We start from the raw sequence: 12,947 nt of genomic DNA, 5'->3' as shown, positions 1-12,947 counted from the left end.
GTAAACTACTGATCAGATTGGGCTAATCGAAATCAGGTAAGCGGCTCCCTTCCCCTTTAGTTCAAGAGGCAAGGCGTCGCAGTTTGTGGCGACCGCGCAATCATGCTGCTCAAGTTTCGTCGTTTTCGCCGCGAGTGTCAGATCGATCTGACCTTCGGCACAGAAAAGAAGAACCAGATTGCCATTGGCCTGGGTGAGCGTAGTGCCGTTGACGGGCAGGCGCCGGACCATATGGGCAAACCGTCCGCGCCGGGTCATCACATTGAGGTCGGTAATGGCCGATCCGATCAGCCGTGCGCTGGATTGAGCATCCGCAGCGAAGAACAGCGGTACGCTTTCGCAGGTGAGGGTGCTCTGCTGTCCTTCGACATCGAGCAAGATGCCGTCTCCTTCCAGCACCGACAATGTGCGGTCGATGCCGGGAAAGACGGAAAACGGGCCATCGCTGGCGACGGTCGCCATGGAAATGCGCCAGTCGAAATTATCGACTGACGCGCCTTCCGGATGGACGGCGATTTCGACCGTAACGCCGCCGCCATTTTTCCATGGCATACGGCGATGACTTTCGGCCTTGAGAATTTCGACCATCAACCGAGCCATCCATTGGATGCTGCCCAGAAGGCAATTGGTGCCGTTAGCAGGATGCTGAGTGCCGTGCGGATATACCAGATCACGATCAGGTCCCGGAACTTGAGCGGGATCGAGGTGGCAAGGACGCAAGGGATTGAGGCCGACAGGAAGAGAACCTGGCTGACCGAGACAACGGCGGCGACGAACTTCAAAACGACATCGGCGTCCTTCAAGAGGATGGCTGGCAGGAACATTTCTGCAAGGCCGGACGCCATGGATTTTGCGGCAAGCATCGGATCGGCCAGTTGCGCAAGCCATGTAAACGGATAGAGCGCCAGACCCAGAAGATCAAAGATCGGCGTATATTTGGACGCAAGCAGGCCGAGAAGCCCGACCGCCATGATGCTGGGAAGGATCATGGCTGCCATGCGCAGGCCATCAAGGAACGTCGCCCCGAGAAGCGGCAGAAGCTTGGGGGCATTTTGTGCCTGCTGGATGCCGGTGTCGATTGCCGTTTGAATACGGCCTTTGCCTTCGGGCAATGGGGTATCGCGGTCGCCCGGATGATCCATGCGGCTCAATGGCCAGATGCGTGCGGTGATCGCGGAGACAATGAAAGTCACGAAGAAAGTGGTCCAGAAATAGAGGTTCCACGCGTCCATAAGGCCCAGCGTCTTTGCGACGATGATCATGAAGGTGGCTGATACCGTGGAAAAGCCGGTGGCGACGATTGCCGCTTCGCGGGCGGTGTATTTGCCTTCCTTGTAGACGCGATCGGTGATGAGAAGTGCCAGCGAATAGCTGCCGACGAACGATGCCACGGCATCGATGGCCGACCAGCCCGGCGTGCGCCAGATCGGGCGCATGACTGGTTGTACGATGACGCCGGTAAATTCGAGCAGGCCATAGCCAATCAGGAAAGCCAGTGCCAGTGCACCGATCGGCACGATCAGGCCGACCGACAATACGAGCTTGTCGAACAGGAACGGCAGCATATCGGGCGTGAAAAGTGCAGCCGGACCGATATTGGCGAGATACATGGCAGTCGCAATGAGGCCGAGCAGACGCAGAACCGAGAAAATTCTTTCGGTTACATTCTTTTTCCACGTGCCCGTTACGAAAGGTGCAAAGGCACCATAAGCGATAAGCAAGCAGACGAAAACGAGAGCGGCAGGGCGAAGCTGCGTGGCAATCGCGGTCGCGGCGTGATCGAGCAGGATGGTCGATTTACCGCCAATGGTGACGGGCACGAAAAAGAAAAATATGCCTATGAAGCTGTATATGACCAGTTTCAAAGCCGCCGATCCACGAGAGGGCTCATTACGGCCAAGCGCTACGTCTGTCATCGTTATTCCCCAGTATTTACGTATTATCCAGCTATGAAAAAGGCGGCCCCCGGAAGGGCCGCCTTTCATTGATTTCTTAGTTGCCAAGGATGGCTGGAAGGCGCAGGCCCTGCTGCTTCGCCCAGTCGAGCGCGATATCGTAGCCCGCATCGGCATGGCGCATGACGCCGGTGGCCGGGTCGTTCCACAACACGCGACCGATGCGCTGATCGGCATCTTCGGTGCCGTCACAGCAGATGACCATGCCGGAATGCTGGCTGAAGCCCATGCCGACGCCGCCGCCGTGATGGAGTGACACCCACGTTGCGCCCGAAGCGGTGTTGAGCAGAGCATTGAGCAGCGGCCAGTCGGAGACTGCGTCCGAGCCATCCTTCATGGCTTCCGTTTCGCGGTTCGGCGAAGCCACCGAGCCGCTATCGAGGTGATCGCGACCGATAACGATTGGTGCCTTCAGCTCGCCATTGCGGACCATTTCGTTGAAGGCGAGGCCGAGACGATGGCGGTCGCCGAGACCGACCCAGCAGATGCGTGCTGGCAGGCCCTGAAACTCGATACGTTCCTTTGCCATGTCGAGCCAGTTGTGCAGGTGCTTGTTGTCTGGCAGCAGCTCCTTCACCTTGGCATCGGTCTTGGCGATATCTTCCGGATCGCCGGAAAGGGCAGCCCAGCGGAACGGGCCGACGCCGCGGCAGAACAGCGGGCGGATATAGGCAGGGACGAAGCCCGGGAAATCGAAGGCGTTTTCCAGACCTTCTTCAAGTGCCATCTGGCGGATGTTGTTGCCGTAATCGACGGTTGGAATGCCAGCATTCCAGAAGTCGAGCATGGCCTGAACCTGCACCTTCATCGAAGCGCGGGCGGCTTTCGCAACGCCCTTCGGATCGCTTTCCTGCTTGGCGCGCCATTCGGCGACGGTCCAGCCGATTGGCAGATAGCCATGCACCGGATCATGCGCCGAGGTCTGGTCGGTGACGATGTCGGGGCGCACGCCGCGCTTGACGAGTTCCGGATAGATTTCAGCCGCATTGCCGATGAGCGCGATGGATTTGGCTTCGCCTGCCTTGGTCCATTCATCGATCTTGGCCAGCGCTTCGTCGAGGTTATGGGTCTTTTCATCGACGTAACGGGTGCGCAGGCGGAAATCGGCGCGGGTTTCGTCGCATTCGACCGCAAGGCAGCAAGCGCCTGCCATGACGGCTGCCAGAGGCTGTGCGCCGCCCATGCCGCCCAAGCCGCCGGTCAGAATCCATTTGCCCTTGAGGTTGCCATCATAATGCTGGCGACCGGCTTCCACGAAGGTTTCGTAGGTGCCCTGAACGATGCCCTGCGCGCCGATGTAGATCCACGAACCGGCGGTCATCTGGCCATACATGGCAAGACCCTTCTTATCCAGTTCGTTGAAGTGATCCCAGGTCGCCCAATGCGGCACGAGGTTGGAATTGGCGATGAGAACGCGCGGTGCATCCTTGTGGGTGCGGAACACGCCCACCGGCTTGCCCGACTGCACCAGCAAGGTTTCGTCTTCATTGAGCGTCTTGAGGGTCGCGACAATCTTGTCGAAATCATCCCATGTCCGGGCCGCCCGGCCAATGCCGCCATAGACGACCAGCTCGTGCGGGCGTTCGGCGACATCGGGGTCAAGGTTGTTCATCAACATGCGAAGCGGCGCTTCGGTCAGCCAGCTCTTGGCGTTGAGTTCGTCTCCGCGGGGCGCGCGGACTTCGCGCTCGTTATGGCGTGGATTGGACATGGTGTTCTCCTCAGGATTTCAGTTCTGCGGCTATTGTTTCCAGCCGCTGCAAAAGGGTTTTGAGATGCACGCGAAGCTTGTCCGCCCTGGCCTCGTCATAGGCGAAGGGAACCGCTTCGGTCGCAAGATGCGTGGATTGGGCAAGCTCCATCTGGATGGCGTGAACACCAGTTTCCGGCTTGCCGTAATGGCGCGTCGTCCAGCCGCCCTTGAAGCGGCCATTGAGAATCGACGTGTAGCCTTCGGCCCGTCCCGTAACCTCAACGGCGGCAGCTTCGATCTTCGGATCGCAGGTCTTGCCCATGTCCGTGCCGATGTTGAAATCCGGCAATTTGCCTTCGAACAGGAACGGAATATGCGAGCGGATCGAATGGCAGTCATAAAGGATGGCGACGCCATGGATCGCCTTCACACGCTCGATCTCGGCTAAAAGCGCGTCGTGATAGGGCTTGTGGAAGCGCGTGATGCGGTCGGCAATATCGGCTTCCTTTGGTGCTTCGCCGTCTTTCCAGATGGTAATGCCGTCAAAGTCGGTTTCCGGGATCAGCGTCGTGGTGTTCTGGCCGGGATAGAGGCTGACACCTGCCGGATCACGATTGGCATCGATGCAATAGCGGTGAAAGGTGGCGCGCACCGTGGTTGCGCCATCAATAAGGCCATCATAGAGCTGGTGAATATGCCAGTCGGTATCGGCAAGGATGCGGCCATTGTCGTTGAGCCGTGACCAGATGTCGTCGGGAACATCCGTGCCCGTATGGGGAAGGCCCAGAATGACGGGCGAGGTTCCCTGACGAACTTCGAACGGGTTCATGATCACGCCTCCAGCGCGGGCAGGATGCCGCTCGAAACCGCCCCGGCAAGTGCACCGTCAGCCACCAGCTCAGCGGCATTCTTGAGGTCGTCAGCCATATAGCGGTCGTCTTCCAGCGTCGGCACGCGGCCGCGCAGCACGGCGATGACCTTGGAGAGTTCCTGGCTGGTGGTCAGCGGTTCGCGCAGTTCGACGCCGAGCGCACCGGTCAGTGCTTCGATGCCGATGATGGCGTTGAGGTTGGCGGTCATTTGAAGAAGACGGCGCGCGCCATGGCAGGCCATGGACACATGGTCTTCCTGATTGGCCGAGGTCGGGGTGGAATCGACCGAAGCCGGATGCGCCATCTGCTTGTTTTCGCTCATGAGTGCTGCAGAGGTGACTTCTGCGATCATCAGGCCGGAATTGAGGCCCGGCTTGCGGGCGAGGAAGGCCGGAAGACCGAAGGAGAGGGCGGGGTCAACCAGAAGCGCGATGCGGCGCTGCGAAATCGCGCCGATTTCGCAGACGGCCAGCGCAATCTGATCGGCGGCGAAGGCAACAGGTTCGGCATGGAAATTGCCGCCCGACACGGCGCGACCGTCCGAGAGAACGAGCGGATTGTCGGTGACCGCATTGGCTTCGATTTCCAGCGTGCGGGCTGCCTGACGCAGAATGTCGAGGCAAGCGCCATCAACTTGCGGCTGGCAGCGAATGCAATAGGGGTCCTGCACGCGCTGGTCGCCCTCAAGGTGGCTCTGGCGGATGATGGAACCTTCGAGCAGGGCGCGCAGTGCCCGGCCAGCGTCGATCTGGCCCTTATGGCCGCGTAGCGTGTGGATTTCCTCGTGGAAAGGTGCGTCCGATCCCATGGCGGCATCGGTGGACAATGCGCCGGTGATGAGCGCTGTCTGTGCGGCGCGATGCGCACGGAAAAGACCTGCCAGTGCCAGAGCAGTCGAGGTCTGCGTGCCGTTGATCAGCGCCAGCCCTTCCTTCGCAGCAAGCACAACCGGCTTCAGCCCGGCCTTTTCCAGCGCCTTCGCGCTCGGCAGGCGTTCGCCCTGATAAAAGGCTTCACCTTCACCGATCATGGCCGCAGTCATGTGCGCCAGCGGTGCAAGGTCACCGGACGCGCCGACGGAACCCTTTTCCGGGATCATCGGGATCACGCCTTTTCCCAGCATGTCTTCGATGAGGGTGATGACTTCAAGTCGTACGCCGGAAGCGCCACGACCGAGCGAAATCAGCTTCAGCGCCATGATGAGGCGCACGATGTTTTCCGAAAGTGGTTCGCCGACACCGCAGCAATGCGACAGGATCAGATTGCGCTGGAGCGTGGCGACATCGCCCGCCGCAATACGGATCGAGGCAAGTTTTCCGAAGCCGGTATTGATGCCGTAAACCGGTTTATCCCCTGCCGCGATTTCCGCAATGCGTGCCGCAGCCTTTTCGACGCCTGCGTGAAAAGCAGTGTCGATGCGGACGGGGAGACCCTCGCGATAGATTGTTTCAAGTGTTTCAAGCGGCACGCTGCCGGGCTTCAATACGAGGGTCATGGAAAACTCCCAAAGAGCGCATCTCGAAAAACGTGAAGCGGTTTTCGGATAAGATGCGCGTTGAAACAAAAACTCAGATTTGGCCTTTGAACACACGCTTCCAGAGCGGGTTGAAGCCGATGCGATAAACAAGCTCTGCCGGGCGCTCGACGTCCCAGATTGCGAGGTCGGCATCCTTGCCAATTTCCAGCGTGCCGGTCTGATCAAGAAGCCCGAGTGCGCGCGCTGCTTCGCGGGTCACGCCTGCAATGCATTCATCGACCGTCATGCGGAAGAGCGTTGCGCCCATATTCATGGTGAGCAAAAGCGAGGTCAGCGGCGAGGTGCCGGGATTGTTGTCGGTGGCGAGCGCCATTTTCGTACCCGCAGCACGGAAAAGCTCGACCGGCGGCTTTTGTGTTTCGCGGATGAAGTAGTAGGCGCCGGGCAGCAGCACAGCTACCGTTCCGGCCTTGGCCATAGCGGCAGCGCCGTCCGCATCCGTATATTCCAGATGATCCGCTGAAAGCGCATCATAAGATGCTGCTAGAGCCGCACCATGCAGATTGGACAACTGGTCGGCATGAAGCTTGACCGGAATATTATGCGCCTTGGCCGCATCGAAGACGCGGGTGATTTCATCCGGCAGGAAGGCGATGCCTTCGCAAAAACCGTCAACCGCATCGGCCAGATTTTCAGCGGCGATAGCCGGAAGCATATCGTTGATGACGCGGTCGATATAGGCGGCCTTGTCGCCATTCATTTCCGGCGGCAGGGCGTGCGCGCCAAGGAAGGTGGTGCGGACCGCCACGTCGCGCTCTTCGCCAAGACGGCGGGCGGCTTTCAACGACTTGATTTCGCTGTCACGGTCGAGGCCATAGCCGGACTTGATTTCAACGGTGGTGACACCTTCTGCGATCAGTGCATCGAGACGGGGCAGGGTTTCGCGCACCAGATCATCTTCGCTGGCAGCACGCAGGTTCTTGACTGAGGAAACAATGCCGCCGCCTGCACGTGCCACTTCTTCGTAAGTGGCACCATTCAGGCGCAGCTCAAATTCATGGGCGCGGTTGCCAGCATGGACAAGATGCGTGTGGCAGTCGATCAGGCCGGGTGTGATCAGGCGGTTCTCGCAGTCGATTTTCTCGAAAGATGCATATTCAGCAGGCAGAGCATTTTCCGGACCGACATAAGCGATCTTGCCGTCTTTCACGGCGAGCGCTGCATTGTCGATGAGCCCCAGACCCTCGGCGTTTTCACCCAAGGTGGCGATACGGGCGTTGCTGAAAATGTAGCTTGTTTTATCTGGCATGAGCGTTTTCTCGCTTCCCCTGTTTTTCAATAATGTATATACATATTAACGGAGCCGCCAAGAGAAAAAATGCATCCATTTGCGATCTGTTGAAAGATCGGCGTGTGAATTTGGCGAAATGAGGAGCTTGTTCGAATGTCTGCCGCAGCCACAAAAACGCAATTTATCCATGCCGGTCAGGCGCTTCTGCAAACAGGTTGGGCGGATGATGTGCGGCTTGGCATTGTCGATGGAAAAATCGCATCTGTGGAAACTGGCGTCAGCGCGCAGCCGGGCGACGAACACCATACAGTGATCGTTTCAGGCATGCCAAATCTGCACAGCCATGCGTTCCAATATGGCATGGCAGGACTGGCTGAGCGGCGTGGACCTTCTGCTGACAGCTTCTGGAGCTGGCGCGAGATCATGTACAAATTTGCGCTCACCATGTCGCCGGAACAGGCGGAAGTTGTGGCGCTGCGGCTTTATGTCGACATGCTGGAGGCCGGTTTCACCCGCGTTGGCGAGTTTCACTATCTGCATCATGACCGCGACGGCACACCTTACGGCAATATTTCCGAGATGGCGGATCGCATTGTTTCTGCGGCTGGGGCAGCGGGTATCGGCCTGACATTGCTGCCAGTGTTTTATGCGCATTCGACCTTTGGCGGTGCCGCTCCGAATGAAGGCCAGCGTCGGTTTATCAATGATGAAGCAAGCTTTGCGCGCCTAATCGAAGGCTGCCAAAAGGCGCTTGTCGGTTTCGATGGTGCCGTGCTTGGTGTCGCCCCGCACAGCTTGCGTGCTGTCACCCCCGATGAGCTGACATTTGCGGCAAAGCTTTTGCCGGATGCGCCTGTGCATATTCACATTGCCGAACAGGTCAAGGAAGTGGACGACTGCATTGCATGGTCGGGCCAGCGACCTGTTGAATGGCTGCTTGACCATCAGGAATTGTCGTCGCGCTGGTGCCTCATCCACGCGACCCATATGACCGATGATGAAACACAGCGTATGGCCGAGGCGGGCGCGATTGCTGGTCTTTGTCCTGTGACGGAGGCCAATCTTGGCGACGGAACCTTCAATGCCACGGTCTTCCACGAAGCAGGCGGCAAGTTCGGCGTCGGCTCGGATTCCAATGTGCTGATCGGCATTAGCGATGAGTTACGCCAGTACGAATATTCGCAGCGTCTCCTGCACCGCGCGCGCAATGTTCTGGCCGAGAACGCAGGCTCGACAGGCCGCGCATTGTTCGATGGCGCGGTGACGGGCGGCAATATCGCCATGGGACGTGCAAGCGATGGCTTGGAAGCGGGGGCTTCGGCCGATTTCGTCGCACTTGATGCGGCGCGTCTGCCACATGCAAAAGGCGACGCAGTGCTCGATGGCTGGATTTTTGGCGGTCGCGCACGACCGTCCGATGTATGGGTGCGCGGCGTTAAACAGGTGGAAGGCGGGCGTCACCGCTTGCGCGATGAAGCCGAGCGTGCTTTCCAGACAGTGATCGGCGAATTACTCGCCTGACAGGAGATGGCATGGCTGGCGAAGATTTGATCGTAAAGGACGCACCGGTGCTTTCGCTGCATCAGCGTATTCTGGACGATATTGAATCGCGCATCCTGTCGGGAGAATGGCTGCCCGGTCATCGCATCCCGTTCGAACACGAGCTGACGGAACAATATGGCTGTTCACGCATGACCGTGAACAAGGCGCTGACGCAGCTGGCGAAAGCCGGTCTGATTGAGCGCAAGCGGAGATCCGGCAGTTTTGTTTCCTTTCCGCAATCGCAGGCAGCGATCCTCGAAATCCACGATATTCGTGATGAAGTAGCAGCGCTTGGCGCCGCTTATAGGTTCGAGCTGACGAGCCGGCGCGAGCGATTGAGCGGACCAGCCGATGCAAGGCATATCGACATGCCGCGCCATACGCCGCTGGTTGAACTCGTCTGCCGTCACTATGCGGGCAAGCGTGTCTTCGCTTTGGAAGAGCGCATCATCAGTCTGGATGCGGTTCCGACCGCTGCGCAGACTGACTTTGCTGAAAATTCACCGGGACCATGGCTGGTTTCGTGCGTGCCGTGGAGTAGCGCAAAACACTCGATACGTGCGATTGCCGCCACGCAGGAAAATGCTGGCATGCTCGGTATTCCGCTGGGGGCGCCCTGTCTGGTGATCGAGCGCCAGACCTGGAATGCTGACCAGCCGGTAACACATGTACGCTTTACCTATCCCGGCGACAGCCATGCGCTGGTGGCGAATTTCACGCCATCGCAGGGAGGATAAATGGCTGGTCCTGCACATTACGGCCCGGCAAACGCATCGGCGCGCTTTTCGTCATGGTTTGACTGTTAGCTTTCCGATCATATCGGGGTGAAAACGGCAGTAAAATTTGACCGCTTCTGGCGATTTCAGAACCTGTCTCGTAACCTTCCCGGGTGGCAGGAGAATATCCCATCCTCCCTTTACGGTTGCGGTGTGCTGCATGGGGTCCTTGTTGTTCCATTCGATCACATCGCCCACATTTGCCTCAATGTTCTGCGGCGAAAAAGCAAGTTTCTCGACCGTAATCTCAATCGTTTTCGCCTCTGCCGGGACACTGATAATCAGCAGCCCGGCAAGTATGGTGACAGCTTGAACATATCTCATCGGACCGGTCCTATTTCAAAGACATGGCGATGTGTTCGGCATGTTGCTCATGGCTCTGGAACAATTTGAGACCGGTTTTGAGCAGGCTCTTCAGTTCAGTGTTGCTGGCGGACGGGATAAGTGCGGTTTTCAGCGCCTTGTTCACTTCCTTATGATAGGCAACCTCGTTGTCGACATAGGATTTGTCGAAAGCTGCGCCATCGAGCTTGCTCAACCTGGTCAGTTCTTCTGCTGCCGCTTTGGACAAGGCTTTGCTTGTGTCGTTATCCTCCGGTGTGACGTTCAGTTTCTTGACCAGAGCGAGCGCCTGCTGATTGACCGCTTCATGATCACGCAGCATGGTCTGTGCGAACTCAAGCACCGTTTTGTTTTTGGATTTTTCGAGGGCCTGTTTGGCAGCCGCGACATCGATGGCGCCTGCCGTGTAGGCGATATGGGCTATCGCCGGATCGTGTAATTTTCCGTCATGGGCAATTGCCAAAGACAGACTGCCGCAAATGCAAATTGTAGCAACGGATACAACTGAACGAATAGACATGGAACTCTCCCTTGTCCGGCGCCTTTTTACGGGCTCCAGATAGTTGTTTCGTCGCATTATCCTACGCAAAACCGCTTCGCACTTTTGCTGGAAATGCTCTAGTGACAGCTATTGGATGCAGGAGAGTTCAAAAGGTTCCTGACATTATGTCAGTTCGTCCAGCCGCGCCAAAACGGCGGTTATAATCCGCTCGCAGCGTTTGCCTGCGAAGGGAAAGGCATCCAGTAATACAGGGCCGATTTTCTCGTCCAGCTGTTTTCGCAACAGATATCGGGCGCGGTGAAGACGTGTCTTTACGGTTTGCGGGCGCAGATTCAACAATTCGGCTGTTTCATCCACGCTCAAGCCTTCAATGACCCGTGCGACGAATACGAGGCGAAAAATTTCCGGCAGATTATCCGTTGCCTGTTCGACCAGCTGCAATATCTGGCGCTGCGCAAAACTGCATTCGGGGTCATTCACGCTCATGTCGGATGGAAACGGGATGATATTGTTTGTGTCGGGTGTGGTCTCAAGAAGCTTCTCGACCTTCCGGGTTTTGCGCAGACGACCGAGGGCTTCGTGAATTGCAATACGGGATAGCCACGTGGTCAGGCTGGATTGGCCGCGAAAGCGATCAAGACTCCTGAAAGCCAGAAAATAGGTCTCCTGAACCACATCTTCCGCTTCGCTGTCGTTGCGCACGATGCCGCGGGCCAGACGATAGAGCCGCTGATTGTTGGTCTGCATGACTTTGCGCAGCGCTTCCAGATCGTGCATTTTTGCGCACTGGGCGAGGACAAGATCATCCTGAAATGTTGGAGAGGTGGCGGGTAACGCTGTTTTTGCACGCATGGGTCAAACTCCTGTGGAGTTTCATTGGATGTATGCGAGGCCAAAAGGTTCCCGAAACAAGACAATATACGTTCTGAATAGTATCGCGGTTTGATATTTCCCGATAGCGGCGAATGAATTGCTGTTATCAAAAAAAAGCCGCCGCAGGGGAACAGCGGCGGCGAGCGCATCGGTCTAAAAATCGATGCGTAGTTTAAAAATAGAGCGCATCTTGTCCGAAAACCGTTGCACACTTTTCGGGATGCGCTCTAAAAGGCAGCATGACTTGGGTGAAGGTCAGGCTGCGCGTTTGATGGCGTCACCGATGACGGACACGATCGTGTCGATCTGTTCCTTTTCCACGATCAGCGGTGGCGAAAGCGCGATCACATCGCCGGTTACGCGGATGAGCAGGCCCTTCTTGAAGCAATCCACGAAAACATCGTAGGCGCGGGCGCCCGGTGCATCCTTGCGCGACGAGAGTTCGATGGCGCCAACCAGACCGAGGTTGCGAATGTCGATGACGTTCGAAACGCCCTTGAGCGAATGGAGTGCCTCCTGCCAATGATTGGCAAGTTCCGCACCGCGCGTCAGCAAGCCTTCCTCGGCATAGACTTCCAGTGTTGCAAGGCCGGCAGCAGCGGCAACCGGATGGCCGGAATAGGTGTAGCCATGGAACAACTCGATGGCGTTTTCGGGGCCGGTCATGAGGCCATCATAGACCTTGCGGGCAGCGAAGACTGCGCCCATCGGGATGGCGCCATTGGTCAGGCCCTTGGCGGTTGTCACGAGGTCGGGCACGACGCCGAAATAATCAACGGCAAACGGCGTGCCGAGGCGGCCGAAACCGGTGATGACTTCGTCGAAGATCAGGAGGATGCCATGCTTGTCTGCCGTAGCGCGGAGGCGTTCCAGATAGCCCTTCGGTGGCAGGATGACGCCAGCCGAACCGGACATCGGTTCAACGATAACCGCAGCGATCTTTTCAGCGCCATGCAGCTGGACGAGACGTTCCAGATCGTCGGCAAGTTCGATGCCGTTTGCAGGCAGGCCCTTGGAGAAGGCGTTCTTCTCGATATCGAGCGTATGACGCAGATGGTCGGCAGGAATCTGTGGGAAGACGCGGCGGTTATTGACAAGGCCGCCGACGGAAATGCCGCCGAAACCAACGCCGTGATAGCCCTTTTCGCGACCCAGAACCATGGTGCGGGTGCCCTGGCCGATGGCGCGCTGATAGGCGATGGCGATCTTCAGTGCGGTATCGACCGATTCCGAACCGGAATTGGTGAAGAATACGCGGTCAAGTTTTGCATCCGGTCCGCCCGGCGCGATGGCCGCGAGCTTTTCAGCAAAGTCGAAAGCCACATTATGGCCCATCTGGAAGGTCGGTGCGAAATCCATGGTCGAAATCTGGCGCTCGACAGCTTCGGTGATGCGCTTGCGGCCATGACCGGCATTGCAGCACCAGAGACCAGCCGTGCCATCCAGAACCTGATTGCCATCGGTGTCGGTGTAATACATGCCCGAAGCACTTGCGAGCAGGCGAGGCGCTGCCTTGAACTGCCGGTTCGCGGTGAACGGCATCCAGAAGTTCTCAAGGCTTGGCGTGTTGGTTTTGGTGAGCATAATTACCTCCTATTTGTAAGCAGCAGGCCACGCTTTGCGA

At 57.8% G+C, this 12,947-nt stretch carries 12 protein-coding genes; 2 read left to right on the top strand and 10 right to left on the bottom strand.

The window, feature by feature from the left end; all coding sequences use genetic code 11:
* Window positions 1–12: 12 nt before the first annotated feature.
* The 6 genes from ABDF71_RS11645 to hutI all read right to left on the bottom strand — a co-directional run bounded on the left by ABDF71_RS11645 (window position 13) and on the right by hutI (window position 7,306).
* Window positions 13–591 carry a HutD/Ves family protein gene (locus tag ABDF71_RS11645; RefSeq protein ID WP_125300375.1) on the bottom strand — a complete coding sequence of 193 codons (579 nt, stop codon included), beginning with the start codon at window positions 589–591 and terminating at the stop codon, window positions 13–15.
* Window positions 588–1,916: a YjiH family protein gene (locus ABDF71_RS11640; RefSeq protein WP_010659501.1), complete on the bottom strand. Its 1,329-nt coding sequence runs from the start codon at window positions 1,914–1,916 to the stop codon at window positions 588–590. The genes ABDF71_RS11645 and ABDF71_RS11640 overlap by 4 nt, the downstream gene beginning before the upstream one ends.
* A gap of 76 nt (window positions 1,917–1,992) precedes the next feature.
* Window positions 1,993–3,666, bottom strand: coding sequence for a urocanate hydratase (gene hutU / locus ABDF71_RS11635; RefSeq protein WP_125300011.1), 1,674 nt, complete (start codon window positions 3,664–3,666; stop codon window positions 1,993–1,995).
* 10 nt (window positions 3,667–3,676) lie between these two features.
* Window positions 3,677–4,477 carry an N-formylglutamate deformylase gene (hutG, locus tag ABDF71_RS11630; RefSeq protein WP_433760556.1) on the bottom strand — a complete coding sequence of 267 codons (801 nt, stop codon included), beginning with the start codon at window positions 4,475–4,477 and terminating at the stop codon, window positions 3,677–3,679.
* 2 nt (window positions 4,478–4,479) lie between these two features.
* Complete coding sequence (gene hutH, locus ABDF71_RS11625) at window positions 4,480–6,015, bottom strand: histidine ammonia-lyase (protein ID WP_500061569.1); 1,536 nt, start codon at window positions 6,013–6,015, stop codon at window positions 4,480–4,482.
* Between the two features lie 73 nt (window positions 6,016–6,088).
* Complete coding sequence (hutI, locus tag ABDF71_RS11620) at window positions 6,089–7,306, bottom strand: imidazolonepropionase (RefSeq protein WP_151663756.1); 1,218 nt, start codon at window positions 7,304–7,306, stop codon at window positions 6,089–6,091.
* A gap of 135 nt (window positions 7,307–7,441) precedes the next feature.
* On the opposite strand from hutI, the gene ABDF71_RS11615 reads away from it, so the two are divergent.
* Both ABDF71_RS11615 and hutC read left to right on the top strand, forming a co-directional pair.
* On the top strand, window positions 7,442–8,809 hold the full coding sequence (locus ABDF71_RS11615; RefSeq protein WP_151663755.1) for a formimidoylglutamate deiminase: 1,368 nt from the start codon (window positions 7,442–7,444) through the stop codon (window positions 8,807–8,809).
* Window positions 8,810–8,820: 11 nt separating this feature from the next.
* Window positions 8,821–9,567 carry a histidine utilization transcriptional repressor HutC gene (gene hutC, locus ABDF71_RS11610; protein ID WP_010659507.1) on the top strand — a complete coding sequence of 249 codons (747 nt, stop codon included), beginning with the start codon at window positions 8,821–8,823 and terminating at the stop codon, window positions 9,565–9,567.
* 51 nt (window positions 9,568–9,618) lie between these two features.
* Here hutC and ABDF71_RS11605 read toward each other — a convergent pair whose 3' ends face one another.
* The 4 genes from ABDF71_RS11605 to aptA all read right to left on the bottom strand — a co-directional run bounded on the left by ABDF71_RS11605 (window position 9,619) and on the right by aptA (window position 12,907).
* Window positions 9,619–9,930 carry a cupredoxin domain-containing protein gene (locus ABDF71_RS11605; RefSeq protein WP_010659508.1) on the bottom strand — a complete coding sequence of 104 codons (312 nt, stop codon included), beginning with the start codon at window positions 9,928–9,930 and terminating at the stop codon, window positions 9,619–9,621.
* Between the two features lie 10 nt (window positions 9,931–9,940).
* Window positions 9,941–10,468, bottom strand: coding sequence for a DUF4142 domain-containing protein (locus ABDF71_RS11600; protein WP_010659509.1), 528 nt, complete (start codon window positions 10,466–10,468; stop codon window positions 9,941–9,943).
* A 144-nt stretch (window positions 10,469–10,612) separates the two neighbouring features.
* A complete protein-coding gene (locus ABDF71_RS11595) occupies window positions 10,613–11,302 on the bottom strand; it encodes an RNA polymerase sigma factor (RefSeq protein WP_500061568.1) in 690 nt (229 codons plus the stop codon).
* Between the two features lie 276 nt (window positions 11,303–11,578).
* The gene (gene aptA / locus ABDF71_RS11590) at window positions 11,579–12,907 is read right to left on the bottom strand and encodes an omega-aminotransferase AptA (protein ID WP_010659511.1); all 1,329 of its coding nucleotides are present in this window, start codon (window positions 12,905–12,907) and stop codon (window positions 11,579–11,581) included.
* Window positions 12,908–12,947 lie beyond the last annotated feature (40 nt).

This window comes from Ochrobactrum sp. WV_118_8, from assembly GCF_039631535.1.
Lineage (GTDB): Bacteria > Pseudomonadota > Alphaproteobacteria > Rhizobiales > Rhizobiaceae > Brucella > Brucella anthropi.
The sequence above is the reverse complement of the archived record's forward strand: the minus strand, read 5'-3'. Positions and strand labels throughout refer to the sequence as shown.

Bases quoted from the DNA above. Each gene is read 5' to 3' on its own strand.
- ABDF71_RS11640 (WP_010659501.1), bottom strand. From the start codon at position 1,916: ATGACAGACGTAGCGCTTGGCCGTAATGAGCCCTCTCGTGGATCGGCG.
- hutU (WP_125300011.1), bottom strand. From the start codon at position 3,666: ATGTCCAATCCACGCCATAACGAGCGCGAAGTCCGCGCGCCCCGCGGA.
- hutG (WP_433760556.1), bottom strand. From the start codon at position 4,477: ATGAACCCGTTCGAAGTTCGTCAGGGAACCTCGCCCGTCATTCTGGGC.
- hutH (WP_500061569.1), bottom strand. From the start codon at position 6,015: ATGACCCTCGTATTGAAGCCCGGCAGCGTGCCGCTTGAAACACTTGAA.
- hutI (WP_151663756.1), bottom strand. From the start codon at position 7,306: ATGCCAGATAAAACAAGCTACATTTTCAGCAACGCCCGTATCGCCACC.
- ABDF71_RS11615 (WP_151663755.1), top strand. From the start codon at position 7,442: ATGTCTGCCGCAGCCACAAAAACGCAATTTATCCATGCCGGTCAGGCG.
- hutC (WP_010659507.1), top strand. From the start codon at position 8,821: ATGGCTGGCGAAGATTTGATCGTAAAGGACGCACCGGTGCTTTCGCTG.
- ABDF71_RS11605 (WP_010659508.1), bottom strand. From the start codon at position 9,930: ATGAGATATGTTCAAGCTGTCACCATACTTGCCGGGCTGCTGATTATC.
- ABDF71_RS11600 (WP_010659509.1), bottom strand. From the start codon at position 10,468: ATGTCTATTCGTTCAGTTGTATCCGTTGCTACAATTTGCATTTGCGGC.
- ABDF71_RS11595 (WP_500061568.1), bottom strand. From the start codon at position 11,302: ATGCGTGCAAAAACAGCGTTACCCGCCACCTCTCCAACATTTCAGGAT.
- aptA (WP_010659511.1), bottom strand. From the start codon at position 12,907: ATGCTCACCAAAACCAACACGCCAAGCCTTGAGAACTTCTGGATGCCG.